Origin of the sequence: Kribbella turkmenica (genome assembly GCF_004348725.1) — a bacterium.
Taxonomy (GTDB): Bacteria; Actinomycetota; Actinomycetes; order Propionibacteriales; family Kribbellaceae; genus Kribbella; species Kribbella turkmenica.
This window is the reverse complement of record NZ_SMKR01000078.1, coordinates 1-21,978: the sequence shown is the minus strand read 5'-3', so window position 1 is coordinate 21,978 and position 21,978 is coordinate 1. Positions and strand designations below refer to the sequence as shown.

General features: G+C 70.0%; 22 protein-coding genes and 1 pseudogene. 12 read left to right on the top strand and 11 right to left on the bottom strand.

Going from position 1 to position 21,978, the window contains the following annotated elements; all coding sequences use genetic code 11:
- Positions 1-26 precede the first annotated feature (26 nt).
- On the top strand, positions 27-491 hold the full coding sequence (locus tag E1218_RS18785) for an Lrp/AsnC family transcriptional regulator (RefSeq protein WP_132321882.1): 465 nt from the start codon (positions 27-29) through the stop codon (positions 489-491).
- Between the two features lie 65 nt (positions 492-556).
- Positions 557-1,333 carry an SDR family oxidoreductase gene (locus E1218_RS18780; protein ID WP_132321880.1) on the top strand — a complete coding sequence of 259 codons (777 nt, stop codon included), beginning with the start codon at positions 557-559 and terminating at the stop codon, positions 1,331-1,333.
- 4 nt (positions 1,334-1,337) lie between these two features.
- Here E1218_RS18780 and E1218_RS18775 read toward each other — a convergent pair whose 3' ends face one another.
- From E1218_RS18775 to E1218_RS37335, 3 genes are all read right to left on the bottom strand, one after another.
- Complete coding sequence (locus tag E1218_RS18775) at positions 1,338-1,772, bottom strand: OsmC family protein (protein ID WP_132321878.1); 435 nt, start codon at positions 1,770-1,772, stop codon at positions 1,338-1,340.
- Between the two features lie 30 nt (positions 1,773-1,802).
- The gene (locus E1218_RS18770; RefSeq protein WP_132321876.1) at positions 1,803-2,453 is read right to left on the bottom strand and encodes an SDR family oxidoreductase; all 651 of its coding nucleotides are present in this window, start codon (positions 2,451-2,453) and stop codon (positions 1,803-1,805) included.
- A 178-nt stretch (positions 2,454-2,631) separates the two neighbouring features.
- The gene (locus tag E1218_RS37335; RefSeq protein ID WP_233712312.1) at positions 2,632-2,790 is read right to left on the bottom strand and encodes an acetyl-coenzyme A synthetase N-terminal domain-containing protein; all 159 of its coding nucleotides are present in this window, start codon (positions 2,788-2,790) and stop codon (positions 2,632-2,634) included.
- Positions 2,791-2,815: 25 nt separating this feature from the next.
- On the opposite strand from E1218_RS37335, the gene E1218_RS18760 reads away from it, so the two are divergent.
- Positions 2,816-3,736, top strand: coding sequence for a threonine/serine dehydratase (locus E1218_RS18760; protein ID WP_132321874.1), 921 nt, complete (start codon positions 2,816-2,818; stop codon positions 3,734-3,736).
- Here E1218_RS18760 and E1218_RS18755 read toward each other — a convergent pair.
- The gene (locus tag E1218_RS18755; protein ID WP_132321872.1) at positions 3,733-4,359 is read right to left on the bottom strand and encodes a rhomboid family intramembrane serine protease; all 627 of its coding nucleotides are present in this window, start codon (positions 4,357-4,359) and stop codon (positions 3,733-3,735) included. The genes E1218_RS18760 and E1218_RS18755 overlap by 4 nt on opposite strands.
- A gap of 197 nt (positions 4,360-4,556) precedes the next feature.
- On the opposite strand from E1218_RS18755, the pseudogene E1218_RS37330 reads away from it, so the two are divergent.
- Both E1218_RS37330 and E1218_RS37325 read left to right on the top strand, forming a co-directional pair.
- Positions 4,557-4,997, top strand: a pseudogene (locus E1218_RS37330) (MFS transporter); the annotation flags it as partial.
- 67 nt (positions 4,998-5,064) lie between these two features.
- Entirely contained in the window at positions 5,065-5,754 is a 690-nt protein-coding gene (locus tag E1218_RS37325; RefSeq protein ID WP_233712311.1) for an MFS transporter, read from the top strand.
- Here the strand turns inward: E1218_RS37325 and E1218_RS18745 are convergent.
- On the bottom strand, positions 5,696-7,117 hold the full coding sequence (locus tag E1218_RS18745) for an APC family permease (RefSeq protein ID WP_132321870.1): 1,422 nt from the start codon (positions 7,115-7,117) through the stop codon (positions 5,696-5,698). The genes E1218_RS37325 and E1218_RS18745 overlap by 59 nt on opposite strands.
- A gap of 317 nt (positions 7,118-7,434) precedes the next feature.
- On the opposite strand from E1218_RS18745, the gene E1218_RS18740 reads away from it, so the two are divergent.
- Positions 7,435-7,686, top strand: a complete 252-nt coding sequence (locus E1218_RS18740; protein WP_132321868.1) for a hypothetical protein — start codon at positions 7,435-7,437, stop codon at positions 7,684-7,686.
- A gap of 191 nt (positions 7,687-7,877) precedes the next feature.
- Complete coding sequence (locus E1218_RS18735; protein ID WP_132321866.1) at positions 7,878-8,825, top strand: helix-turn-helix transcriptional regulator; 948 nt, start codon at positions 7,878-7,880, stop codon at positions 8,823-8,825.
- Position 8,826: 1 nt separating this feature from the next.
- On the opposite strand, the gene E1218_RS18730 is transcribed toward E1218_RS18735, so the two are convergent.
- The 4 genes from E1218_RS18730 to E1218_RS18715 form a co-directional block, all read right to left on the bottom strand.
- Positions 8,827-9,456: an HNH endonuclease family protein gene (locus E1218_RS18730; protein WP_132321864.1), complete on the bottom strand. Its 630-nt coding sequence runs from the start codon at positions 9,454-9,456 to the stop codon at positions 8,827-8,829.
- 113 nt (positions 9,457-9,569) lie between these two features.
- A complete protein-coding gene (locus tag E1218_RS18725; protein WP_233712310.1) occupies positions 9,570-10,307 on the bottom strand; it encodes an oxygen-binding di-iron domain-containing protein in 738 nt (245 codons plus the stop codon).
- A gap of 151 nt (positions 10,308-10,458) precedes the next feature.
- Positions 10,459-11,220, bottom strand: coding sequence for a YaaA family protein (locus E1218_RS18720; RefSeq protein ID WP_132321860.1), 762 nt, complete (start codon positions 11,218-11,220; stop codon positions 10,459-10,461).
- Entirely contained in the window at positions 11,217-12,161 is a 945-nt protein-coding gene (locus E1218_RS18715; RefSeq protein ID WP_202866081.1) for an aldo/keto reductase, read from the bottom strand. Before E1218_RS18715 ends, E1218_RS18720 begins: the two co-directional genes overlap by 4 nt.
- A gap of 35 nt (positions 12,162-12,196) precedes the next feature.
- Between E1218_RS18715 and pepN the strand changes: the two genes are divergently transcribed.
- Positions 12,197-14,653, top strand: coding sequence for an aminopeptidase N (gene pepN, locus E1218_RS18710; protein ID WP_132321859.1), 2,457 nt, complete (start codon positions 12,197-12,199; stop codon positions 14,651-14,653).
- A gap of 188 nt (positions 14,654-14,841) precedes the next feature.
- Positions 14,842-16,188: a septation protein SepH gene (gene sepH, locus E1218_RS18705; protein WP_132321857.1), complete on the top strand. Its 1,347-nt coding sequence runs from the start codon at positions 14,842-14,844 to the stop codon at positions 16,186-16,188.
- Between the two features lie 17 nt (positions 16,189-16,205).
- On the opposite strand, the gene E1218_RS18700 is transcribed toward sepH, so the two are convergent.
- Positions 16,206-17,162 (bottom strand): BtrH N-terminal domain-containing protein, encoded by a 957-nt coding sequence (locus E1218_RS18700; RefSeq protein WP_233712309.1) that lies wholly within the window; start codon positions 17,160-17,162, stop codon positions 16,206-16,208.
- Positions 17,163-17,395: 233 nt separating this feature from the next.
- Here E1218_RS18700 and E1218_RS18695 point away from each other — a divergent pair, with 233 nt between their 5' ends.
- Positions 17,396-17,812, top strand: coding sequence for a hypothetical protein (locus E1218_RS18695; RefSeq protein ID WP_132321855.1), 417 nt, complete (start codon positions 17,396-17,398; stop codon positions 17,810-17,812).
- A 12-nt stretch (positions 17,813-17,824) separates the two neighbouring features.
- Here the strand turns inward: E1218_RS18695 and E1218_RS18690 are convergent, their stop codons facing one another.
- Positions 17,825-18,208 (bottom strand): winged helix-turn-helix transcriptional regulator, encoded by a 384-nt coding sequence (locus E1218_RS18690; protein ID WP_233712308.1) that lies wholly within the window; start codon positions 18,206-18,208, stop codon positions 17,825-17,827.
- Positions 18,209-18,296: 88 nt separating this feature from the next.
- On the opposite strand from E1218_RS18690, the gene E1218_RS18685 reads away from it, so the two are divergent.
- Both E1218_RS18685 and E1218_RS18680 read left to right on the top strand, forming a co-directional pair.
- Positions 18,297-19,136: an NAD(P)H-binding protein gene (locus tag E1218_RS18685; RefSeq protein WP_132321853.1), complete on the top strand. Its 840-nt coding sequence runs from the start codon at positions 18,297-18,299 to the stop codon at positions 19,134-19,136.
- Between the two features lie 114 nt (positions 19,137-19,250).
- On the top strand, positions 19,251-21,978 hold a 2,728-nt coding region (locus E1218_RS18680), incomplete at its 3' end, for a discoidin domain-containing protein (RefSeq protein ID WP_132321851.1).

Here is a 21,978-nt window from a genome sequence, read left to right as displayed (position 1 = left end):
CGGGGAATCGCCGGTATATTCGCGGTATGACCGAGAGTCTCGACCCGACCGACTGGGCCATCCTGGCCGAGCTGCAAAACGACGGCCGGATGTCGCTGACCGAGCTCGGCCGCCGGGTGAACCTGAGCGCGTCGGCGACCACCGAACGGGTCCGGCGGCTGGAGTCGGCCGGGATCATCAGCGGGTACCGCGCCGACGTGGACCTGGCGAAGGTGGGTTACCCGGTGCTCGCCGTCGTACGACTCAAGTACCCCGGCAACAAGCATGAGCCGCTGCACCGGTTGCTGCAGGTGCGTCCCGAGATCCTCGAGTGCCTGCGGACCACCGGCGACGACTGCTACACCCTCAAGGTCGCCGCCGCGTCCATGCCGCACCTCGAGGAACTGGTCAACGAGCTCACCGAGTTCGGCAGCACGACCACCAACCTCGTCTACTCCCAGACCCAGCCCTACCGCGGTCCCCGGCAAATTCCCACGACACCCACCCGGTGACCGTGGAGCCGGCGCGTTGGCAGGTGTACGGCGGGGTGGCGGGATCGTCGTCGTAGGCTGATGGCGTGAGGGTGCTCGTCACTGGTGCCGCTGGGCTGCTGGGGGGCGAGGTCGTGCGGCTGGCCGAGCACGAAGTGGTACCGACCTACCACAGACAGGCAGTTCCGGGCGGGATCCGGATGGACGTCCGGGACCACGACCAGGTCGACAGCGTCATCCGGAAGGTGCGTCCGGACGGCATCATCCACGCCGCCTTCCTGCAGTCGGACTGGACGACCACCGCAGAAGGACCCGCGAACATCGCGCTCGCCGCCCGCGGGATCCGGCTCGTGTTCGTGTCGACCGACGTGGTCTTCGGCGGCGGCGACGAACCGTACGACGAGGACGCGAGCCCTTGCCCGGTCACGCCGTACGGCGCGGCCAAGGCGGCCGCCGAAACGGCGATCCGGGCCGTCGATCCGTCCGCGGTCATCGCCCGTACCTCGCTCGTCGTCGGGTACGACGGCACGTCGGCCACCGAGCGACTCGTCCACGCGCTCGCCGCCGGTGAGCCGGGAGCGTTGTACACCGGCAACATCCGTTGTCCGGTGAACGTGACCGACTTGGCCTCGGCCTTGCTCGAACTGCTGGCCGGCGACATCCGCGGCACCGCCCACGTCGCCGGACCGGACGCGGTCAACCGCCTCGAACTCGGCCGTCTGATCGCCACCCGCGACGGCCTCGACCCGCAGTCCCTGCCGTTCACTCCGGGCCTGCCCTCCGACGTCCGCCTCGACAGCAGTCGAACCCAGAAGCAGCTCAGAACCCGCCTCCGCGGGGTCCACGAGTTCCTGGGTGGCTGAGGGTTCAGACCGTTTCGTCGACCGTGGTGGTGATCGGGGTGCCCAGTTCCACGGTGCGGCTGACGGTGCAGAGGCGGTCGTGGGACATCTTCACCGCGCGTGGCAGGGCCTCGCGGGCCTTGTCGCCGTCCTCGCCCTCGGGAAAGCGGATGGTGAACTCGACGGCGACGTTCTCCATCCGGTTGCCCTCCTCGGGGTCGCGGACCTTGTCGCCGCGGACGACCGCGGTGAACTCGGTCGGCTCCGCGCGACGGCTGACCACGACGTCGACGTCGATCGCGGAGCAGGTGCCGATCGCGGCCAGCAGCAGCTCGACCGGAGTGAAGTCGGTGTCGTCACCGCCGGACCCGATCCGGATGGTGCCGCCGCGCGCGTTGCGGACCTCGTAGCTGCTGTTGGCCAGGCGCTCGAAGCGCACCTGCCGGAGAGTGTCGCCCATAACCGTCACATTCTGTTGCTTGTGGCAACGTCAGAGATTCTTCAGAGCCTCCGCCACCGGGGTCTGTCCGGCGACGAGTTCGAGGGTCCGGCCGATCGCGGCCGGGGTTGCGCACAGGCCGGCGAGCACGAGCGCGACGTCGTCGCGGCTGATCCTGCCGTTGCCGGTCTTGTCCGCGAGCAGGACTCGGCCGGTACCCGGGTCGTCGGTGAGCCCGCCCGGACGCAGGACGGTCCAGTCCAGGTCGCGCCGTCGCAGGTCTTCCTCCGCGGCCCACTTCGCCTTCAGGTAGACGGTGAACACCTCGTCGTCGGTCAACGAGTCGGCCCGGTCGGCCCCCATCGAGCCGACCTGGATGTGCCGTCGTACGCCGGCCTGCTCGGCGGCGTCCGCGAACAGCGCGGCCGCTCCGCGGTCGACGGTGTCCTTGCGTGCCTTCCCGCTGCCCGGCCCGGCGCCGGCGGCGAAGACCGCCACGTGCGCACCTGCCAGCATGTCGGCCACCGCTGTGGCGTCGACCTGTTCGAGATCGAGGACGGCGGCCTGCCCGCCGGCGGCCGCGATGTCGGCTTCGTGGTCCGGGTTCCGGATCAGGCCGACCACCTCGTGCCCGCTACCGGCCAGCAGCTTCGTCAGCCGCAGTGCGATCTGTCCGTGGCCACCCGCAATCACGACTCGCATACCCCGAGCCTAACCCGCCGCCACATCAGGCAGACTGCTCCCGTGCCGCACGCGACAATCGCCGACGGCCGGCGAATCGCCTACCAGGTCCGCGGCGACGGGTCGCGATCTCGTCGCCTGGCGGCAACCGGGTGCCGCCCGACTCGACGTGCCCGGTCGAGAGCGTTGTACGACGTGTTCAGCTGGGCGTCGGGCGAACCACCGGTAGAGAGTGGCGCGCCCGAGTCGTCCAGCGCACGGGGGGCGGCTTGGTCCACGGGATCGCTCCGGCGGCTTCCAGCCAGAAGCCTTCCGGGTCGTCGAGACTCCGCCGGTAGTCCTCCTCGTAAGCACCCATCCGCTCAGCGTGGCAGGGTTGGGGCATGACGGTAAGTCTCGGCGAGGTGCGGGCAGCGGCAGAGCGGATCGCCGGACGGGTACGACGAACACCGGTGGTCGACGTGGCGCCGGGGCTGACCTTCAAGCTCGAGCTCCTCCAGCACACCGGCTCGTTCAAGCCGCGCGGCGCGTTCAACCGGTTGCTCACCGCACTGGAGAACGGCGAGCTCGGCGGACAGGGCCTCGTCACCGCCTCCGGTGGCAACGCCGGTCTCGCGGCGGCCTACGCGGCCCGTGAGCTCGGCGTGCCGGCGCGGATCTTCGTTCCGGTCACCGCACCCGCGCCGAAGGTCGCCAAGCTCCGCAGGCTGAAGGCCGAGGTCGTCCAGGCCGGGACCGAGTACGCCGAGGCGTACCAAGCGGCCCTGGACGCGCGGGACAAGTCCGGCGCGCTCCTGCTGCACGCGTACGACCATCCGGAAGTCGTCGCCGGCCAAGGCACCGTCGGGCTGGAGCTGCTCGAGCAGGCCGGGACGTTCGACACCGTCCTGGTCGCGGTCGGCGGCGGCGGACTGATCGCCGGCATCGCGACGGCGATCGGCGACCACGCCCGGGTCATCGGCGTCGAGCCCGAGCTGGCGCCGACCCTGCACCACGCGCTCGACGCCGGGCAGCCCGTCGACGGCCCGGTGGGCGGCGTGGCCGCGGACTCACTGGGTGCCCGGCGGTTGGGCGACCTCGCGTTCGAGGCGGTTCGCCGGCATACCGTCGAATCGCTGCTCGTCGGCGAGGAGTCAATCGTTGCTGCTCGCAAAGAACTGTGGCGCGACCATCACCTGGCGGTCGAGCACGGTGCGGCCGTCGCCTACGCCGCGCTGGCGTCAGGGGTCTACAAACCCGCGGGCGGCGAGCGGATCGTCGTCGTGGTGTGCGGCGCGAACACCGACCCGTCGACGCTGACCTAGACGCCGACTCGGACGACCGGCCGGCGTTTCGGTCGCTGGTCGGCGAGCGCCCAGGCGGCGATGACCCCGGCGATCGCGCCGAACAGATGCCCCTGCCAGGAGATGCCGTCCTGCGGCAGCAATCCGCCGAGCAGCGCACTCCCCCACACCAGCACGACGAGCACGCCGACCAGGACCTGACCCAGCCGGCGGTTGAAGACTCCCCGCGTGATCAGGTACGCCGCGAAGCCGAACACCAGCCCGCTCGCACCGATGGTGATCGTGTTCGGCGGCGACACCAGCCAGGTGCCGAACCCCCCGATCACCGTGACGAGCGCGGTCACCGCGAACAACCGGGCGGCACCGCTGACAGCGATCAGCGCGCCGAGCGTGACCAGCGGCAAGGTGTTCGAGATCAGGTGGCCGAAGCCCAGGTGCAGGAACGGCGCGGTGACGACCCCGAGCAGTCCCTCCGGGTCACGGGAGACGATGCCGTACTGATCAAGGGCGCCGTTCAGCGCGGTGTCGACGATCTCGCTCAGCCAGATCAGCCCGACCAGCAGGACGAGCAACTTCAGTCCACTGCCGATCCGGCCGGCGTCCACCGGCCGTCCGGTCCGCTTCGCGGGAGTCTGGAAGCTCATCCACGTCCTCGCTTCGCTCCGGGGCGCGGATGAGGCGCCGCCCACGCTGTACCTTCTGATGAACTCGCTCCGCTCGTTCATGTACCAACGATGCCGCACCGGCCCAAGTCTCAGCCTGTGGGCAGCGCGGCGACGACCGAGGGTGGTCTTCGGGATACTCACGGTGGCTATCGTCGAGTGGGGTATGGGGGATCGCGATGCCGCTGGCCGTCTACGTCCTCGGCCTGAGAATCTTCGCTCAGGGCAAGTCCGAACTGATGCTCGCCGGACTGCTCCCTGAGCTGTCAGCGGACCTGCACGTCTCCATCCCCGCGGCCGGTCTGCTGATCTCCGCGTTCGCCGTCGGCATGCTCGTCGGCGCACCCGTCCTGGCCGTCGTCACGCTCACCTGGTCCCGGCGTACGGCGCTGCTGCTCTTCCTCGCCGTCTTCGCGCTCAGCCACGTGGCCGGTGCGCTCACCCCGAACTACGCGATTCTGCTCGTCACCCGGATCGTCGGCGCCTTCGTCTACGCCGGTTTCTGGTCCGTCGCGGCGGTGACCGTGGTCGCGCTCGTCCCGGCGAACGCCCGGGCCCGGGCGATGAGTGTCGTCACCGGCGGCCTCACCATCGCCACCATCGTCGGGCTCCCGGCCGGCACGGTGATGGGCCAGCACCTCGGCTGGCGGACGGCGTTCTGGACCGTCGCCGGGTTGTATGGTCGCCATGGTCGGTGTCGTCAGCGCCGTCCCCGGCGGCCGGCCGGACCCGGAACAGACCCCGCGGCTCCGCGCCGAGGTCCGGGCGCTGGCGAACGCCCGGCTGTGGCTCGCGTTCGGCACGACCGCGCTCGTCACGGCCACCATCCTCGTCGTTTTCAGCTACCTCGCTCCCCTGCTGATCCAGACCAGCGGGCTGAGTCCCGGCGCCGTTCCCGGCGTCCTCGCGCTCTACGGCCTCGGCTCGTTCATCGGGATCACGCTCGGCGGCCGGACCGCGGACGCGTTGCCGTTCCACACCTTGTTCACCGGGATCGCGGGGCTGAGTGTCCTGTCCGCGGCGCTCGCGCTCACGGCGAGCAGCCCGGTCCTCGCCGTCGCCGTGATCGCGCTGCTGGGCGGCTTCGGGTTCGCGACCAACCCGGCGCTGAACGCCCGGGTCTTCAGCCTGGCGGGCGACGCACCCACGCCGGCGACGGCGACGAACTTCTCCGCGTTCAACGTCGGAATCACCGCCGGGCCGTGGCTCGGTGGTCTGGCGATCGGCTCCGGCGCGGGCTACCCCGCGCTCGGCTGGATCGCCGTCGCCACCGGGCTCACGGCCGTGGGTACTGTCGTCGTCGCGGCGCTGCTCCCGGTCAGTTCACCGGACCGCTCGGATCGATGTGCGACGGATCGAAGTCGGGGTGCCGGTTGAACACGTACTTGTTCAGCAGCCAGGTGACGATCCACAGGAAAACGCCGATCACCATCAGCCAGCCGGCGATCTTGTAGTCCGCGGTCGCGCGCCCGGACAACGGGCTGGCCAGGTAGACGCACAGGACGGCACCCAGCACCGGCAGCACGGTCGGCGCGTGGAAGTGCCTGTGCTCCACCCGGTCCCGGCGCAGCACCAGGACGGCCACGTTCACGATCGCGAACACGCACAGCAGCAGGAAGGCCGTTGTGCCGCCCAGCGCGGCCAGGTCGGCGTACCCGATCAGGAAGAAGGCCAGCAGGGTGGTGAACAGGATCGCGACCCACGGCGTCCGCCGCCGGTTCAGGATGCGGCCGAGCGGGCCGGGCAGGACCTGCTCGTGTGCCATGCCGTACAGCAGCCGGCTCGCCATCAGCATGTTGATCAGTGCCGAGTTGGCGACCGCGAACATCGTGATCCAGGCGAAGATCCCGAGCGGGAAGCCCGGTGCGCCGGCCGAGACCACCTTCAGCAGCGGTGTCGATCCCTCGTTCAGGTCGTCCGGCGACACCAGGGTGACGGCGGAGATCGCGACCAGGACGTAGATCAGGCCGGTGGCGCACAGGCCGATCAGCATGATCTTCGGGAAGATCCGGACCGGGTCCTTGGTCTCCTCGGCCATGTTCACCGAGTCCTCGAAGCCGACCATCGCGAAGAACGCCAGCGCGGTCGCCGCGGTGACCGCTCCGAACGCCGACTCACCCGACGGGGTGTTGAACTCGGTCAGCCGGGAGGTGTCGCCGTCGCCGCTGCCGATCGCCCAGGCGCCGATCGCGATCACGATCAGCAGACCCGTCAGCTCGATACAGGTCAGCACGACGTTCGCCTTCACGCTCTCACCGACGCCGCGCAGGTTCACCAGCGCGATCAGCGCCATGAAGGCCAGCGAGGTGATCATCAGCAGCGAACCGCGGTCGGGGTCGATGTCGATCGCGGAGAAGAAGTTCGCCGCGAACGCCTTCGACGCGCTGGACGCCGAGGTGAGGCCGGAGCACATCACCGCGAACGTCAGCAGGAAGGTGAGGAAGTGGATCCCGAACGCCTTGTGCGTGTAGACCGCCGCACCACCGGCCCGCGGGTACTTCGTGACGAGCTCCAAGTAGCTGGTGGCGGTCAGCAACGCCACGACGAACGCGCACAGGAACGGCAGCCAAACGGCCCCACCGACCTCGCCGGCCACCTTCCCGGTCAGCGCGTACACACCGGTGCCGAGGATGTCCCCGACCACGAACAGCAGCAACAGTCCCGGGCCCATCACCCGTTTCAGCTCCGGCCGCTTGCCGCTCTCCGCCGTCGCCGCCGCCGCGCTAGTACTCTCGCTCATCCCCGTCCTCGCTTCGCTCCGGGCGCGGATGAGACTCCGAGCGCACTGTGCTGTTCGCTGAACTCGCTTCGCTCCTTCATATCCTGCCTCCCTGGATCGGTCCGACAGTCGACCACACCCGGGGTGCATCAGCCAGTACTTTCGGTCACCCTGGATCAGGCTGTAACCGGACGGTGACCGGTGGCCTGGGAGCATGTGGCCCGTGATGCACCTTCGTCTCATCGTCCCACCGGATCGCAGCGAGCGCGTTCTGGACACGCTCGTCGACGCCCTCGTCCGCGCCCTCGCGGAACGCCCGGGAGACCGAGAAGGCGGCCTTGGGCGCACGTGACGACGCGGTCATCTGGGACGCGGTCGTCGAGCAGGCCTACAACGAGGCCAAGGGCGTTTGGGTGTACTGCGCCGTCCTCACCCTGGCGACGATGATCGCGGCCATTGCCGTGATGCTCGGCGTCGACCTCGCCGGGACGACTGCGGCAGGTATGGTCACGCTGCTGCTGCAACGCGGGGTCTGGTGGATGTACCTGCGGGTGAAGGACAGAAGAGCGGGCGCGCGCGTTGAGGCTTGACCGGGCGTCCCCTGTCCGGTCCGCGCGCGCCCTGCTCAGCCAGTCGTACCCCATCCTGGGGGCGTCCGCACCATCGGTCTCGCTGACGGATGTCGGACATGGCGCGAACTCGCCATTCACCTGAAAACGAATCCACACCGGCCGCGGGACGAGATAGCCTTTCCGGGATCCGGGCGCGCGGGAGGGTTGTCATGCTGGAGTCGCTGGGGGTGGAACCGGCGGACGAAGAGGCCTATCGGGCCCTGCTGGCGGCGCCCGGATGCGATCTGACCGAGGTCGCCAAGCGCCTCGACCGGGACGAGGAAGCGGTGCTCGCGACCGTCGAGCGGCTCGAGGACCTGGGGTTGCTGACGACCACCTCCGACGAACCGCCGCGGTTGCTGCCGACCCGGCCGGACGTCGCGGTCGACGCGCTGGTCGCCGTCCGCCGGGCCGAGCTGGACCGGGTGCGCGCCGAGGCCCGGGTGATGCTCACCGAGTTGCGGGCGCAGGAGCAGCATCGGCCGGAGAACCTGGTCGAGGTGATCGTCGGGCAGGAGGCGATCGCGGCCCGGTTCGCCCAGTTGCTGAACGGGACGCGGGAGCAGTTGCTGGTCCTGGACCGGCCGCCGTACGCGTCCCAGCCCGGGGAGTCCGACCCGCGGGTCCGCGGGCTGCTCGGTGACGGTGTGGTTGTCCAGGGCATCTACTCCCCGGACTCCCTCGACGTGCCGGGTGGTGTGGACGAGGCGTACAGCGCGGCCGACGCCGGCGAGACGTCGCGGGTGCATCCACAGGTGCCGATGAAGCTGGCGGTGTTCGACCGCAAGGTCGCGCTGCTGCCGCTGTCGGTCGACCAGTTGGTCGACAGTGCGCTCGTCGTTCATCCGTGTGCGCTGCTGGACGCGCTGATCGAGATGTTCACCCTGCTGTGGGACCAGGCGGTTCCGGTGGTGCCGCCGGCCAGGACCGATCCGCAGGACGCCCGGCTGATGACGTTGCTCGCCGCCGGGTTCAAGGACGACGCGATCGCGCGACAGCTCGGGCTGAGCAGCCGGACCGTCGGCCGCCGGGTCGCCGAGCTGATGGAGACGCTGGGTGCGCGAACCCGGTTCCAGGCCGGGATCCACGCCCAGCGCCGCCATCTGCTCGAGGACTGACTCAGCAGGTGCCGAGCATCTGCTGCAGGGCGGTCTTCTCCGCCGACTGCAGTGACAGCCCGTAGGTGTGCTTCACCCAGATCCACTCGCGGGCGTAGATGCAGTGCACCGAGGAGTTGGTCGGCTTCCACTCCGACGGGTCCCGGTCACCCTTCGAGCGGTTGCTCGACGCCGAGACCGCGATCAGCTGCGAGACCGTCAGGTCGTTGGCGAACTGCTGGCGGCGGGAAGTGCTCCACGCGTTCGCGCCGGACTTCCACGCCTCAGCGAGCGGAACGATGTGGTCGATGTCGACCGACGAGTCGTCCTCGACCCAGATGGCGTCGTACACGCTGTACCAGCGGCCGGCGGTCGGCTCGCACTGGCTGTCGACGGTGACCCCGGAGCCGTCGCGCTTGAGCACCTGGTCGCGCGTGTCACACGTGCCGGACTGCGTGATCCAGTGTGGGAAAAGGTCGCGGCTGTAGCCGCTGGTGGAGCCCTCGGTCCGCACCGTGAGACCTGCCAGCTGCGTGGCCGCCGTACTCGCGGACGGCGGCGTCGGTGGGTACGCAAGCGCCGGTCCGGCGCTCAGGCCCCAGGCGGTCGCGGTGGCGACCACCGCGGTCGCAAGAGTGGTGAATCGTCGCATCAGTCAGGCCTCCGACGGGTTGGGCGGGTCCCCCCTGACGTGCTGCCCTCAGCCTTCCCTGGTCACGCACCGTAGGAAACCACTCACCGATGAAGGCCGCGTGAACGTCCCGCTCAGGCCGGTGCCGGTGCGGCCGGCTCGAAGCTCGCGAGCATCTCCTCCAGCGCGCGCTGATCCGGTCCGACGAACGGATCGGCTCGCGGGGCCGTCTCGAGCAGATCCAGGAACTCCGTCGTGTGCGCCGGGGCCGGCGGCAGGTGGCTGCTGAGGATGACGTCGGGATTCATTTGCCGTAGCGGCTGGACGCTGCGGCGGAAGGCCTCCTGGTCGACGGTGTGAACCCAGGGGCTGTCGAGCGTTGCCCACAGCAGCTGTCCGCCGCGCAGTGCGTCCCGCGGAGCGTCGCTGACGTCACCGCAACCGGCCAGCTCCGCCGTCGGCATCGGGGCACCGAAGCAGTCCGAACTGAAGCACGCCCGCGAGCGGTCGTCGTAGAAGCCGACGGTCGCCGGGCTGTCGTACAACGGCGGCCGGAACGCCGTCACCGTCCGGTCCCCCAGCGACAGCGACTCGCCCGGATTCAGCAGGTACAGCCGGTCCATCGGCAGCGGGCGCTCGGTCGACATGATCCCGGCGCCGATGAAGGTGGTGATCAACCGCGCCTGCGGAGCCGCCTCGAGCAGGTCGAACAGTGAGCCCGTGTGGTCGCGGTCCGGGTGTGTCAGCCAGATCCATCGCACGTCTTGCGGATCGACCACGGTGCCGAGGGCATCCATGTAGCCCCGGCCGGGCAGGCTCAACCCGGTGTCGACCACCAGTGGCTCGGCCGCCATCAGGACGAACGCATTCACCCGCAAGAAGCCGATGCCGGGCACCTGCAACTGGTCGCTGAGCTCACTGATGTCAGCGCCGACACGATTGATGTGTATGACGATTTCCCCCTTGGACCCCTCCTCTTCGGAGCGTTCGCCACCCGCCGGACGGTGTCAAGCGCTCGACCGATCAGTCGTGCTCCAGCACTGTCAGTGTCCAGCCGGTGCCGGTGCGGTCGAGTTCGGCGTTCCAGCGTTCGCTCACCAGCGTGTGCAACGCCTTCGGCGTGCCCGGATCCTTGCCGGATTCAACCAGGTGCCGGGCGACGAGTCCGCGGGTGTGCTTGGCGTTGTGCGACACGACCGATCGAACACCGGCGCGCTCGCGGACGACGTTCACCGAGACCCACCTGGCGGCCCGCTCTCCGGTCGGTCGCCAGGCGGCGACGTACGTCGACGAGCGGCAGTCGACGATGACGCCGTCGGCATCGGCCAACGCGGCGGCCAGTGGGTCCCGCCAGACCGATGCGAGCGGTCCGAGGCCGGGCAGCGTCGTACCCATGGAGAGCCGGTACGGCGGGACGCGATCGGCCATCCGCAGTGCGCCCCAGGCCGCGGACACGACGAGCAGACGGTTGCCGGCCCGGCGCTTGCTGCCCGCCGACAACGTGGCGTACCCGAGCGCGTCGTACAGCACTCCGGAGTACAGCTCGGACACCGGCACGGCGGGCTCGGTCCGCCAGCGGGTGTTCCGGTCCACCTCGTGCTGGAGCGAGGCGCCGACACCGAGTACGTCGTACGCGTCGGCGGACGCGGACACCTTCGCCAGCGCCTCGAGGACCTGCTCGCGGACCGGGTTGAGCTCCGGGAACGACAACGACGCATGGTCGACCGGACGACCGCGGGACCGCCCGGTCTTGCCCTCCGACGGCGGCAGCAGGATGAGGGTCACGTGAGATCGTCCAGGGCGGCCAGGTCGGCGGGAGTCGGGTCCCAGAGGCCGGCGGCGACGTTCTGCTCGATCTGCTCCGGCTTGGTCGCGCCCGCGATCACCGACGCGACCGCGGGCTGGGCGGCGAGGCCGCCGATGGCCACGTCGATCATGGTCAGGTCGCGCTCGGCCGCGAACGTCTCCAGGGCCTCGATCTTGTCGAAGTCCGCCCGGGCCAGCCGCTCCGGCTGGGTCGCGAGCCGCGTGCCCTCGGGCGCCGCCTCGCCGCGCTTGTACTTGCCGGTGAGCAGTCCGGAGGCGAGTGGGAAGAACGGCAGCACCCCGATGCCGAGGTGCTCGCAGGCCGGGATCAGCTCGTCCTCGACGTCGCGTTCGAGCAGCGAGTACTGGTTCTGCGCGCTGACGAAGCGCTCCAGGCCGGCGGACTTGGCGACCCAGTCGGCGTCGACCACCTGCCAGCCGGCGAACTGGGAGCTGCCCAGGTACCGGACCTTGCCCTCAGCAACCAATTCGGAGAGTGCCGCCAGAGTCTCCTCGATCGGGGTGACCGCATCCGGGAAGTGCAGCTGGTAGAGGTCGATCCAATCGGTGCCGAGCCGCCGCAGGCTCGACTCGACCGCCTTGCGGATGTACCGGCGAGAGCCGCGGACACCCCAGTCCGGGCCGTTCGCGCCCTGCATGTCGCCGCCGAACTTGGTGGCGATGACCACCTCGTCGCGGCGGTTGCCGAGCGCCTTGCCGAGGAGCTCCTCGCTGTAGCCGTGCTCACCGTGGTAGATGTCCGCGGTGTCGAACAGCGTGATACCGGCGTCCACCGCGGCGTGCACCACCGCGTCCGTCCGGGCCGCGTCCAGCCGCCGCCCGAAGTTGTTGCAGCCCAGTCCCACCACACTGACCGTCAGGCCCGAGTCACCCAGCTGCCGGTACTCCATGTCCGTCATGGGACCAAGCCTAGTAACCGCATAGAGTTGCCGGCATGCCGAGTCTCACCGTCGACGGCGCCCGTACCCGGGCCGCCGCACTCTCCGTCCAGTCGTACGACGTCGATCTCGACCTCACTCAGGGCGAGCGCACGTTCGGGTCGACCACCACCATCAGGTTCACCGCCACCGCTATGACGACATGGGTGGACGTGAAACCAGACGAGCTCACCTCGGTGACGCTGAACGGTACGGCGGTCGACGTCGCCGGACTGAACGAGGGGCGGCTCGAGCTGACCGGCCTGCAGCCGGACAACGAGCTCGTCGTGGTCGCGTCGATGCTGTACTCGCACGACGGCGAGGGCCTGCACCGCGCGGTCGACGCCGCCGATGGTCTCGTCTACACCTACGCGATGTCGTTCCTGGACGCGGCACCGCGGATCTTCGCGTGCTTCGACCAGCCCGACCTCAAGGCGCCGTACCGGATGAAGGTGACCGCGCCGCCGGAGTGGCTGGTGCTCGGGAACGGCGCCGCCACCCAGGTCTCGCCCGGTCGCTGGGAACTGGCCGAGACGCCGCCGCTGTCGACGTACTTCGTCACCGTCGTGGCCGGGCCGTACCACCAGATCACCGACGCCCACGACGGCATCCCGCTCAGCGTGGTCGCGCGGCAGTCGCTCAAGGACGCGCTGGAGCGGGAGGCCGGGGACATCTTCGAGGTCACCAAGCAGTCCTTCGACGAGTACCACCGGATGTTCGGCTGCCGCTACCCGTTCGGTGAGTACCACCAGGCGTTCGTGCCGGAGTTCAACGCCGGCGCGATGGAGAACCCGGGCTGCGTGACGTTCCGCGATCCGATGGTGTTCCGCTCGGCGGTGACCGACGGCGAGCGCAGCAACCGGGCCCGGACCGTCGTGCACGAGATGGCGCACCAGTGGTTCGGCGACATCGTCACGATGCAGTGGTGGAACGACCTCTGGCTGAACGAGTCGTTCGCCGAGTACATGGCCCACCGGGTGTCGACCGACGCGACCAGGTACACCGACAACTGGATCGACTTCGCGTTCATCCGGAAGTGGTGGGGGCTGCAGGCCGACCAGCGCTCGTCCACGCACCCGGTGGCGGCCGACGCGGTCAAGGACGCGCTCGCGTCGCTGGACGACTTCGACGGCATCTCGTACGCCAAGGGAGCCGCGGTTCTCAAGCAGCTGGCCGCCTACCTCGGCGACGACGTCTTCCTCGCCGGTGTCCGCGCGCACATCGAGTCGAACCAGTTCGGCAACGCGACGTTCGCCGACCTCGTCGCGAAGTGGACCGAGGCCGGCGCAATCGACCTCGACACCTGGGCCCGGCACTGGCTGCGCACTCCCGGAGTCGACACGCTCAGCGCAAGCCGCAGCGGCACCGGCATCACCCTGCGCCGGGTCGCTCCGGCCGAGTACCCGGCCGAGCGCCCGCACAAGCTGTCGGTCGGTGGGTACGACGCGGACGGCCGGGCGACGACGGTCGACGTACTGCTGGATGCCGACGAGGTGACGGTCGAGCTCGACCCGGCGCTCGCGGTCGTGATCCCGGACGCCGGTGACGACACCTGGGCCAAGATCCGCCTCGACGCGGACAGCCTGGCGAACCTGCCGTCGGTGCTGCCGAAGATCTCCGACGGTGTCACCCGGGCCGTCGTCCTGAACAGCATCCGGGACGCCGTCGCCGACGCCGAGCTCGACCCTGAGCTCGGCTTCGACGTCCTGGTCGGGATGCTGCCGCACGAGACCAGCGACATCGCGGTCGCGACGATGGTCGGCTGGGCGCAGAGTCACCTGCTCGGCGTCTACCTGCCGTACGAGCCGTACCGCGGCCGGCTGGCCGACACGCTCGCCGAGCGGCTCCGGACCGCGCCGGCCGGCAGCAGCCTGCAGCTCGCGGTGGCGCGCGGCTCGGTCCGGTTCGCCGGCGAGGCCGACGTACTCGCGGGCTGGCTGGCCGGTGAGGGCGTGCCGGCGGGGCTCGCGATGGACGCGGACCTGCGCTGGACGGTGCTGCTCCAGCTCGCCCGGCTCGGCGCCGTCGGCGACGCGGAGATCGACGCCGAGCTGCGGCGGGACACGTCGTCCGAGGGCGTCGTCCACGCCACCCGGTGCCGCGCCGCGCTGCCGACGCCGGAGGCCAAGGAGCGGGCCTGGACGCAGATCATGACCGACGCCGACGTCCCGAACTACGAGTTGTACGCCGCCAGCGAGGGCTTCTGGCATCCCGGCCAGCTCGAACTCACCGCGCCGTACGTGGACCGGTACTTCGCCGAGATCGCCGGCACCGAGAAGCTGCGGTCCGGCTGGGTGGTCGCCTTCAGCGCGAAGCTCGCGTTCCCGCGGTACGCCGTCGAGCCGGCGATCGTGTCCCGGGCCTCGGACCTGGTCGCGGACGAGTCCGTGGCGGCCGGCATCCGGCGGTCGGTCGGCGACAGTGTGGACGACCTGAAGCGGGCTCTTGCGGTCCGTTCCGCGTTCGGGAGCTGACCGGCCGGTCGCGGTCACACCGTGTTGTGACTACTGTGACTGGTGTGATCATAAGGACCCTTGTGAGCAGGCACGATGTGTTTTCGTGACGTAACCTCCACAATGACCGCGCGGCACGGCGCGCCGGTCTTGGTCAGGCAGCACGTCCCGGGAGAGACTGTCGAGAACCGCACAGGAGAACAAGGTCAATGCGCGAGGCGAGGCTCGTCGGTCTGAGCCAGGACGGAAAGCAACTCGTCCTGGCGATGGCGGAGACGGGTGAGGAGTTCGCCGTTCCGGTCGACGACCGGTTGCGTGCGGCCCTCCGCGGCGACCGTGCCCGACTCGGCCAGCTGGAGATTCAAATGGAGAGCGCGCTGCGCCCACGAGACATCCAGGCTCGTATCCGCGCCGGCGAAAGTCCCGAGGCGGTCGCTGCCGTCGCCCAGATGCCGATGGAACGCGTGATGGCGTTCGCCGGCCCGGTCCTGGCCGAGCGGGACCACATCGCCAGCCTGGCTCAACGCGCGTCCGTCCGCCGGCGCGGCGGCGCCGACGCTCCGACCCGCAACCTCGGTGCGTGGGTGACCGAGCGGCTGCGCACCCGTCAGGTCGACCCGGCGTCGGCCGAGTGGGACGCCTGGCGGCGCGACGATGGCCGCTGGGCGGTCCGCGTCTCCTACTTCGTCGAGGGCGCGGACGAGGCGGAGAAGAAGGATGAGAAGATCGCGATGTTCGCGTACGACGCCCCCGGGCGGTACGCGGTCCCCGACGACGACGAGGCCCGCTGGCTGGTCGGCGAGCAGGCTCAGGTGCTGCCGCCGCCGGTCCAGCCGCAGCCCGGCGAACGCCGACTGTCCGCGGTCGCCGACATCGACCTGTCGGTCGCGCCCGATCACGGCGCCGACAGCTACGAGGCCGGCTTCGAGGACACCGTCAGCCTGCCCCGCCGCAACCACCCGGCGCCCCGCGAAGCCGGCGCCTCCCGGGACGTCGAGCGTGGCCCGCGCCGGGTCCACTCGGTGCCGAACCCGGACGACGAGCCGACGCTGATCGACGTACCGATCGAGCAGCCGCCGGCCCTGCGACCGTCCGTCCGCGCCGTCGAGCGTCCCACCGACGTTCCGGCCGAGGCTGCCATCGTCACTCCCCCGGAGGAACGCGCGTCCGCCCCCGAGACCCCGTTCACCGAACGCCGCATCACCCCCGACCGGCCGTCGGCACCCGAGCGGAGGCCGGCTTCTGACCGGCTGCCCGCGCATGATCGCGGCGCCCCGGCTGCCCGGCGTCCCTCGGACGAGCGGTCGGCTCCACAACCTGAGCCGGTCCAGGCCGACTCGGCCCCGGTTCAGCCCAAGCCTGCTCAGCCCGAGCTCGACCCCGTGCAGGTGACGGCCGCAGCCAAGGCCGCACCTGAGCCCCCGGCCACCACGGCGAGCGAGCCGGCTGCGGCCGAGGAGCAGGCGGAGCCGAAGAAGAAAGCCGCTCGGCGCACCAACAAGCGCGCCAGCGTGCCCAGCTGGGACGAGATCATGTTCGGCAAGAAGGCGGACTGACCCGACCCGCTCCGGGCTCAGCTGCCGAGGCAGCTGAGCGCTTGCATGGCCGCTCGCTCGAGGCGGGAGAGCTCCGCGAGGATGTCGCCTGCCTGGTGCAGGTGTTGTGGGTCACCCGTCTGTCCCGCTTCGGCGATCAGGGCCGCGACGTCGGTCCACAGGGTGGCGGCTTCGGTGTAGTGCGCGTGGCCCGTGCGCAGGTGGTGGCTGTCGAGCAGGTTGACGCATTCGCCGAGGAAGTCCCGGTAGAGGTTCCGGAACAGTGCGCCGCCGGTACCTGCCTTCTCCATCAGGAGCGCGGCCTGCGGCAGGTCCCGTTGTGGGTCGCCGGTGCGCTGGAGCCAGGTGCGGATCAGCCTGCCGGCCTTCTCGATGCCGCGGTGGCCGAGGTTGGCGATCGGCGGGTCGAGGAACGCCTCGGCGCAGGCGGTGACGGCAGGGACGATCCGGGCTCGTGGTGACGGCAACGCGCGTGGAGCAGCAAGCGTGAAGGACCGGTGTTTCGCCGTCATCGGGCCGCGCGCGGCCCGGGCGTCGGCGAGACTGCGAAGGCTGGTGGACACCGTTCCGCCCTGCTGCTCGGTGTCCACCAGGTACGCGGTCTGGTCGTCGTACCCGCGCATGGCCACGACATGCCCGCCGAAATGCACCTTCGAGCTGAAGTAGTCCAGGTAGTAGCTGTCGAGCTGCAGCCCGACCGGCTGGCCGGCATCAAGCAGGGCCGCCACGGTTCTCCACGCCTTCCGCGGCGAGCTGGTCTCGTCGACGGCAAGGTCCAGGTCGAGAACGGCGGCGAGGTTTCTGGTGAGCTCGAACGGCTTGACCCGGCCGCCCAGGAACGGAAACCCGACGGCCTTGCTGTCCCAGTAGATGAACGACAGGCCCGAGCCCAGGCCGAAGAGCATGGGTTCGGACAGGTCGATGTCCAGGTGCTCGAGCAGGACACCCAGAGTTGTCGTTTCGCAGTGCTGCACGCTGACATCGTGGTACCTCCGGTGACCGGAGGGTCCAGCGCACCGCCGGCTCACGGACAGCTGTTCCAGATGGCGGACGGTGTTTGGCAGGTCCGGGCCGAGCTGTCATGATCTTCGGCATGCACATGCTGTGTTGTTGCTGTCGTCGCTGACGCGCGCCGTTCCCGGCGCACGAGGCCCTGCCCCTTTTCCGTGGCCCGCCCGCCGACACCAGCACTCACAGGATCTTCCGCATGAATCTCCCGGCCTTCGCCGATCTGCTCGCGTCCCGCGGCCTCCGGCTGCTGCCCGGCTCGCACGCCGTCCCCGTCGAGCTGCTCGTGCAACTGAACGACGCGACGATCACCCGGTTCACCGCGCGCGGCACCACGCTGCGGATCAGCCGCTTCCCCGCCGACGCCCTGACCACGATCACGATCGCGGCCGAGTGCGGCTGCGGTGACCACCACCCGCGGACCGGCCCGGCCCGGGCGACGCTCAGCCGGTACGCCGTACCGTTCGACGAGCGCACCATCGACGGGGAGCTCGAGTTCGGCTGGCAGTCGCACGAGGCCGGTCTGCTCCGCCTCAGCGACGCCGCCACCCACTTCTTCACCCTGCTCGACCAGCTGCAGCCGACTCCCGAACGGGTCCTGGTCGGTGTCGCTTGAGTGCGCGGACAGTCAGGGACGGCGATGGGCCGGCTCGTGGTCGTCGTACCGCCGGCGGGCCTCCTCGACCTTGGCCAGGTTCGGCGACCAGTCCGCCAGTGAGTGGAACAACGGCGCGAGACTGCGGCCGAGGTCGCTGATCTCGTACTCCACCCGCGGCGGCACCTCCGGGTAGTAGGTGCGCTCGATCAGGCCGTCACGTTCCAACTGCCGCAACCGCTGCGTCAGCACCTTCGGCGTGATCACCCCGATCCGCCGCTCGAGCTCCACGAACCGCTGCCGCCCGTACTCGTTCAGCGTCCACAGGATCGGCGTCGTCCACCGGCTGAACACCACGTCGACCACCGGCGCGATCGGGCATGCCTGCACCGGATCAACCGCTGTGCTCTCGATCACAATCCCAGTACTTTCCTCTAGGTACCTACTATGCCTACGCAAGTAGCGTCCTCGTCAGTCAAGCACAAGAACTGACACAGGAGCGAACATGATCGTGGTAACCGGTGCTACCGGAAACGTCGGCCGCCCGCTGATAGCCGCCCTCGCTGCCGCCGGCGAGCAGGTGGCAGCGGTGTCGCGGACGATCCCCGCGGGAGAAAGCGGGCCGGCATCGGGTGCCGGCGGAGTCCGGCGCCTCCCGGCTGATCTGACCGAGCCGGAGAGTTTGAAGCCGGCCCTCGACGGAGCCGAAGCGGCGTTCCTGCTGACCGCCCCCGGCTTCCTCGCGAGCGGCGACCTCGGCAAGGTCCTGACCGTCGTCCGCGCCGCCGGTGTCCGGCGGGTCGTGCTGCTGTCCTCGCAGGGCGTGGGTACTCAGCGGCACCCTTCGAACTTCGAGGACGCGGTCGCGATGTCCGGTCTGGAATGGACCATCCTCCGGCCGGGCAATTTCAGCTCGAACGCGTTCCAGTGGGCGGATTCGGTCCGCACCCGTCGCGTGCTCGAGGCGCCGTTCGCCGACGTCGCGCTGCCCGCGGTCGACCCGGCCGACATCGCCGAGGTTGCCGCCGCGGTCCTGCGAGAACCGGGCCACACTGGCAGCGTCTACACCCTGACCGGGCCGGAGCCGGTCTCACCGCGTCAGCAGTCCGACGCGATCGCGAACGCTGTCGGCGAGCCGGTCGAGTTCGTCGAACTGACGCGCGCCGAGGCGAGAAGCCGGATGCTCACCTTCATGCCCGAGCCGGTCGTCGAGTCCACCCTCGGCATCCTCGGTACGCCGACCGCCGCCGAGCGATCGGTCAGCCCAGACACCGAACGCCTCCTGGGCCGTCCGGCCACAACCTTCGCCGACTGGGCCAAAAGCAACGTGGCCGCGTTCAGTTAGAGCCCAGGTCGCGGACCGGAGCACAGACTCTTGAATAAGTAACACGCTTGGTTTAACTTATCCGCGCAGCACCTGCCAGCGTGTACTTCCGGCCCGCCACCTGGAGGTTTCAGCATGACCAGACGTCTGCTCGCGGGGATTCTCCCTGCCCTGGTGCTGGCCGGTGTGCTCGCCGCGCCGCCGGCCGAGGCCGCCACCATGTACCCGAGCGGGGTCGGCGCCGACCTCGGCCCGGCCCCGACCACCCTCGGTGTACTCCCGGCCGCCGGCGACGATCCCGCTGGGCTTCAGACAGGCACCGAGCAGGGCCGCGGCTACTGGCGGACGAACCGGGCCGCGAACACCGGCTATCTGGAGTTCGACGTCGACCGCGACTACGTCGACGAGATCGGCACCGACGATGTGCTGGTGACGGTGACGTACCTGGACACCGGCACAGGCACCCTCGAGCTCCAGTACGACGCCGCCGCCGACCCGCAGGCGGACGCCGACGACATCCGACCGGCCGGCACCGGTCGATGGAGGACGGGCACGTTCGCGCTCACCGACATCGGCTTCACCGATCGCCTCGGCGGCGCGGACCTGCGGCTGTTCGGGTCCGCCGACATCACCATCGCGAGCCTCCGGATCAGTGCGGCGGGCGCATCGGTGCAACTCGGCGCGGCACCGATCCAGAACCGCATCAGCCCGCGGGCCGGCGACCGTCCGGAGAACCTGGTCACCGGTGTTCAGGACGGTCGCCCCTACTGGCAGACGGACCGCACCGCGCCGTCGCCCGGCACGAACTTCTTCTACCTGAACGTCAGCGACACCTACCTGTACGACAACCGCGCCGGCCTGGTCCTGATCAGCGTCGACTACTTCGACCAGGGCAACGGACAGTTCGGTCTGCACTACGACTCTCCCGGCGAGACCCTCCCGGAGAAGTTCAAGAACTCCGAGCTCGTCAGCTACGGCGACACCGGAACCTGGAGGACGCACACGTTCGCACTGCCCGACGCGGTGATGACGAACCGCTCGAACGGCGCCGACTTCCGGATCCACAACGGTGACGGCACGGTCGACCTCAAGGTCGCAGCCGTCCGCGTCGCCAAGGTCGCCGGCGCTCTCGACGTCACCGAAGGCCTGGTCGACGTGATTGCCGAGGCGGCCCGGGCCGAGCGGGCCGCCCGCGAAGGCACCCGCGACGGCCAGTATCCGGCCGGCAGCCGGGCAGTCCTCCGGGCGGCGATCGACGACGCCCGAGCCATCGCGGCCACTTCGGACGTCACCGACGTACAGGTGAAGGAAGCGCTGCGGACGCTGCAGGCCAAGGTGGACGCTTTCAAGCCGATCGACACCAACTTCGCCCCCGAGGGTACGGCGACCGCCAGTCGCGGTGCCGAGCCTGCCCAGGTCAACGACCGCGACCACACCACTGCCTGGACCAGTGGTCCGGGCGACGCATGGCTGCAGGTCGATCTCGGCAAGCCGCGTCGGGTGAACGACGTACGCGTCGAATGGGCGCAGGCCCACTCCCCCGACTACACCGTTCAGGTCTCCAACGACGGGACCAGGTTCACCACAGTCGGGCGGACGGGATCACCGGGCGCCAACCAGATCAGCAAGACCCGCTTCGCGACCACCAAGGCCCGGTACGTGCGAGTGGCCATGACCGGCGCCGAGTCGTTCGTCGTCAAGGAGCTTCAGCTCCGCGAGTCCCCGGTCGTCGCGCCGGAGCCCCGGCTGGTCGCCACCGCCAACCCGACCGAGGACGGCGTGATCGCGGACTTCGACGCGACCGCGTACGGCGCCGACCGGAGCGGCCGGCGGGATGCGACGAAGGCGATCCAGCAGGCGATCTACGCCTGTCAGGACGCGGGCGGCGGCACGGTCTGGCTGCCGGCCGGCCGCTACCGGGTGACCGGCACGATCGAGGTGCACGCCTTCTGCACGCTGCGCGGCGAGCACGGCCGGTCCCCGGACTACGGCACCGTCGTGATCGCCGACCTCGCCCCCGGCGACGACGGGCCGAGCCTGTTCCGGATCGGCGGCAGCGCCGGCGTCCTCGGCGTGACCACCTACTACCCGGACCAGAACGCCGCCGACCCGGTCCCGTACAACTACACGTTCGAGATCCCCGGCGGCGCGTGGATCGGCAACGAGAACTACATGATGGCGACCGTCGCCGACGTCACCATGCTGAACTCCTACCGCGGCATCGGCATCAGCACGATGCCGAACGACCGCGGCAACGCACCGAGCTCCGGCCAGGTGCACGAGTCGTCGACCATCCGGAACGTCCACGGCACCGCCTTGCTCGAAGGCGCCCGGGCATACAACGGCGCCGACGTCGGCACCTGGGAGAACGTTGCCTTCGACAACGCGATTTGGGCCTCGGCGCCGGCGGCCTACAAGCCACCGTCCCGCCAGGCGCTGGACGCCTGGACCCGGGCGCACGGCACCGGTCTGGTCCTGGGTGACCTCGAGTGGGACCAGTTCCACCGGATCTCGCTGTCCGACTACCGCGTCGGCATCCACGTCGTCGCCGGTCAGCGCGCCCAGTTCACCGGCAGTTTCCTGCAGCCCGACGTACGCCGGACCGACATCGGCGTACTGGTCGACCAGATGGACGACCGCTGGGGTATGACGCTGGCGGCCGGCCGGATCGAGGGCAGTGAGCACGCCGTCCTGAACGACTCGCGCGGTTACGTGAAGGTCACCGGCACCACGCTGACGGGCGCGGTCGACGGGATCGTCCACCGCATGTCGGGCACTTCACCGACGTACCGGCACAAGCCGCTGCCGAAGCCGAAGCAGACCCTGTACGTCGCCGACGCGCCGCACGGGGTCGGGTATCTGC

What these genes read in the sequence shown, in the direction of transcription:
- E1218_RS18785 (WP_132321882.1), top strand. Translation starts at nt 27, where the DNA reads ATGACCGAGAGTCTCGACCCGACCGACTGGGCCATCCTGGCCGAGCTG.
- E1218_RS18775 (WP_132321878.1), bottom strand. Translation starts at nt 1,772, where the DNA reads ATGGGCGACACTCTCCGGCAGGTGCGCTTCGAGCGCCTGGCCAACAGC.
- E1218_RS18770 (WP_132321876.1), bottom strand. Translation starts at nt 2,453, where the DNA reads ATGCGAGTCGTGATTGCGGGTGGCCACGGACAGATCGCACTGCGGCTG.
- E1218_RS37335 (WP_233712312.1), bottom strand. Translation starts at nt 2,790, where the DNA reads ATGGGTGCTTACGAGGAGGACTACCGGCGGAGTCTCGACGACCCGGAA.
- E1218_RS18760 (WP_132321874.1), top strand. Translation starts at nt 2,816, where the DNA reads ATGACGGTAAGTCTCGGCGAGGTGCGGGCAGCGGCAGAGCGGATCGCC.
- E1218_RS18755 (WP_132321872.1), bottom strand. Translation starts at nt 4,359, where the DNA reads ATGAGCTTCCAGACTCCCGCGAAGCGGACCGGACGGCCGGTGGACGCC.
- E1218_RS37325 (WP_233712311.1), top strand. Translation starts at nt 5,065, where the DNA reads ATGGTCGGTGTCGTCAGCGCCGTCCCCGGCGGCCGGCCGGACCCGGAA.
- E1218_RS18745 (WP_132321870.1), bottom strand. Translation starts at nt 7,117, where the DNA reads ATGAGCGAGAGTACTAGCGCGGCGGCGGCGACGGCGGAGAGCGGCAAG.
- E1218_RS18735 (WP_132321866.1), top strand. Translation starts at nt 7,878, where the DNA reads ATGCTGGAGTCGCTGGGGGTGGAACCGGCGGACGAAGAGGCCTATCGG.
- E1218_RS18730 (WP_132321864.1), bottom strand. Translation starts at nt 9,456, where the DNA reads ATGCGACGATTCACCACTCTTGCGACCGCGGTGGTCGCCACCGCGACC.
- E1218_RS18715 (WP_202866081.1), bottom strand. Translation starts at nt 12,161, where the DNA reads ATGACGGACATGGAGTACCGGCAGCTGGGTGACTCGGGCCTGACGGTC.
- pepN (WP_132321859.1), top strand. Translation starts at nt 12,197, where the DNA reads ATGCCGAGTCTCACCGTCGACGGCGCCCGTACCCGGGCCGCCGCACTC.
- sepH (WP_132321857.1), top strand. Translation starts at nt 14,842, where the DNA reads ATGCGCGAGGCGAGGCTCGTCGGTCTGAGCCAGGACGGAAAGCAACTC.
- E1218_RS18695 (WP_132321855.1), top strand. Translation starts at nt 17,396, where the DNA reads ATGAATCTCCCGGCCTTCGCCGATCTGCTCGCGTCCCGCGGCCTCCGG.
- E1218_RS18685 (WP_132321853.1), top strand. Translation starts at nt 18,297, where the DNA reads ATGATCGTGGTAACCGGTGCTACCGGAAACGTCGGCCGCCCGCTGATA.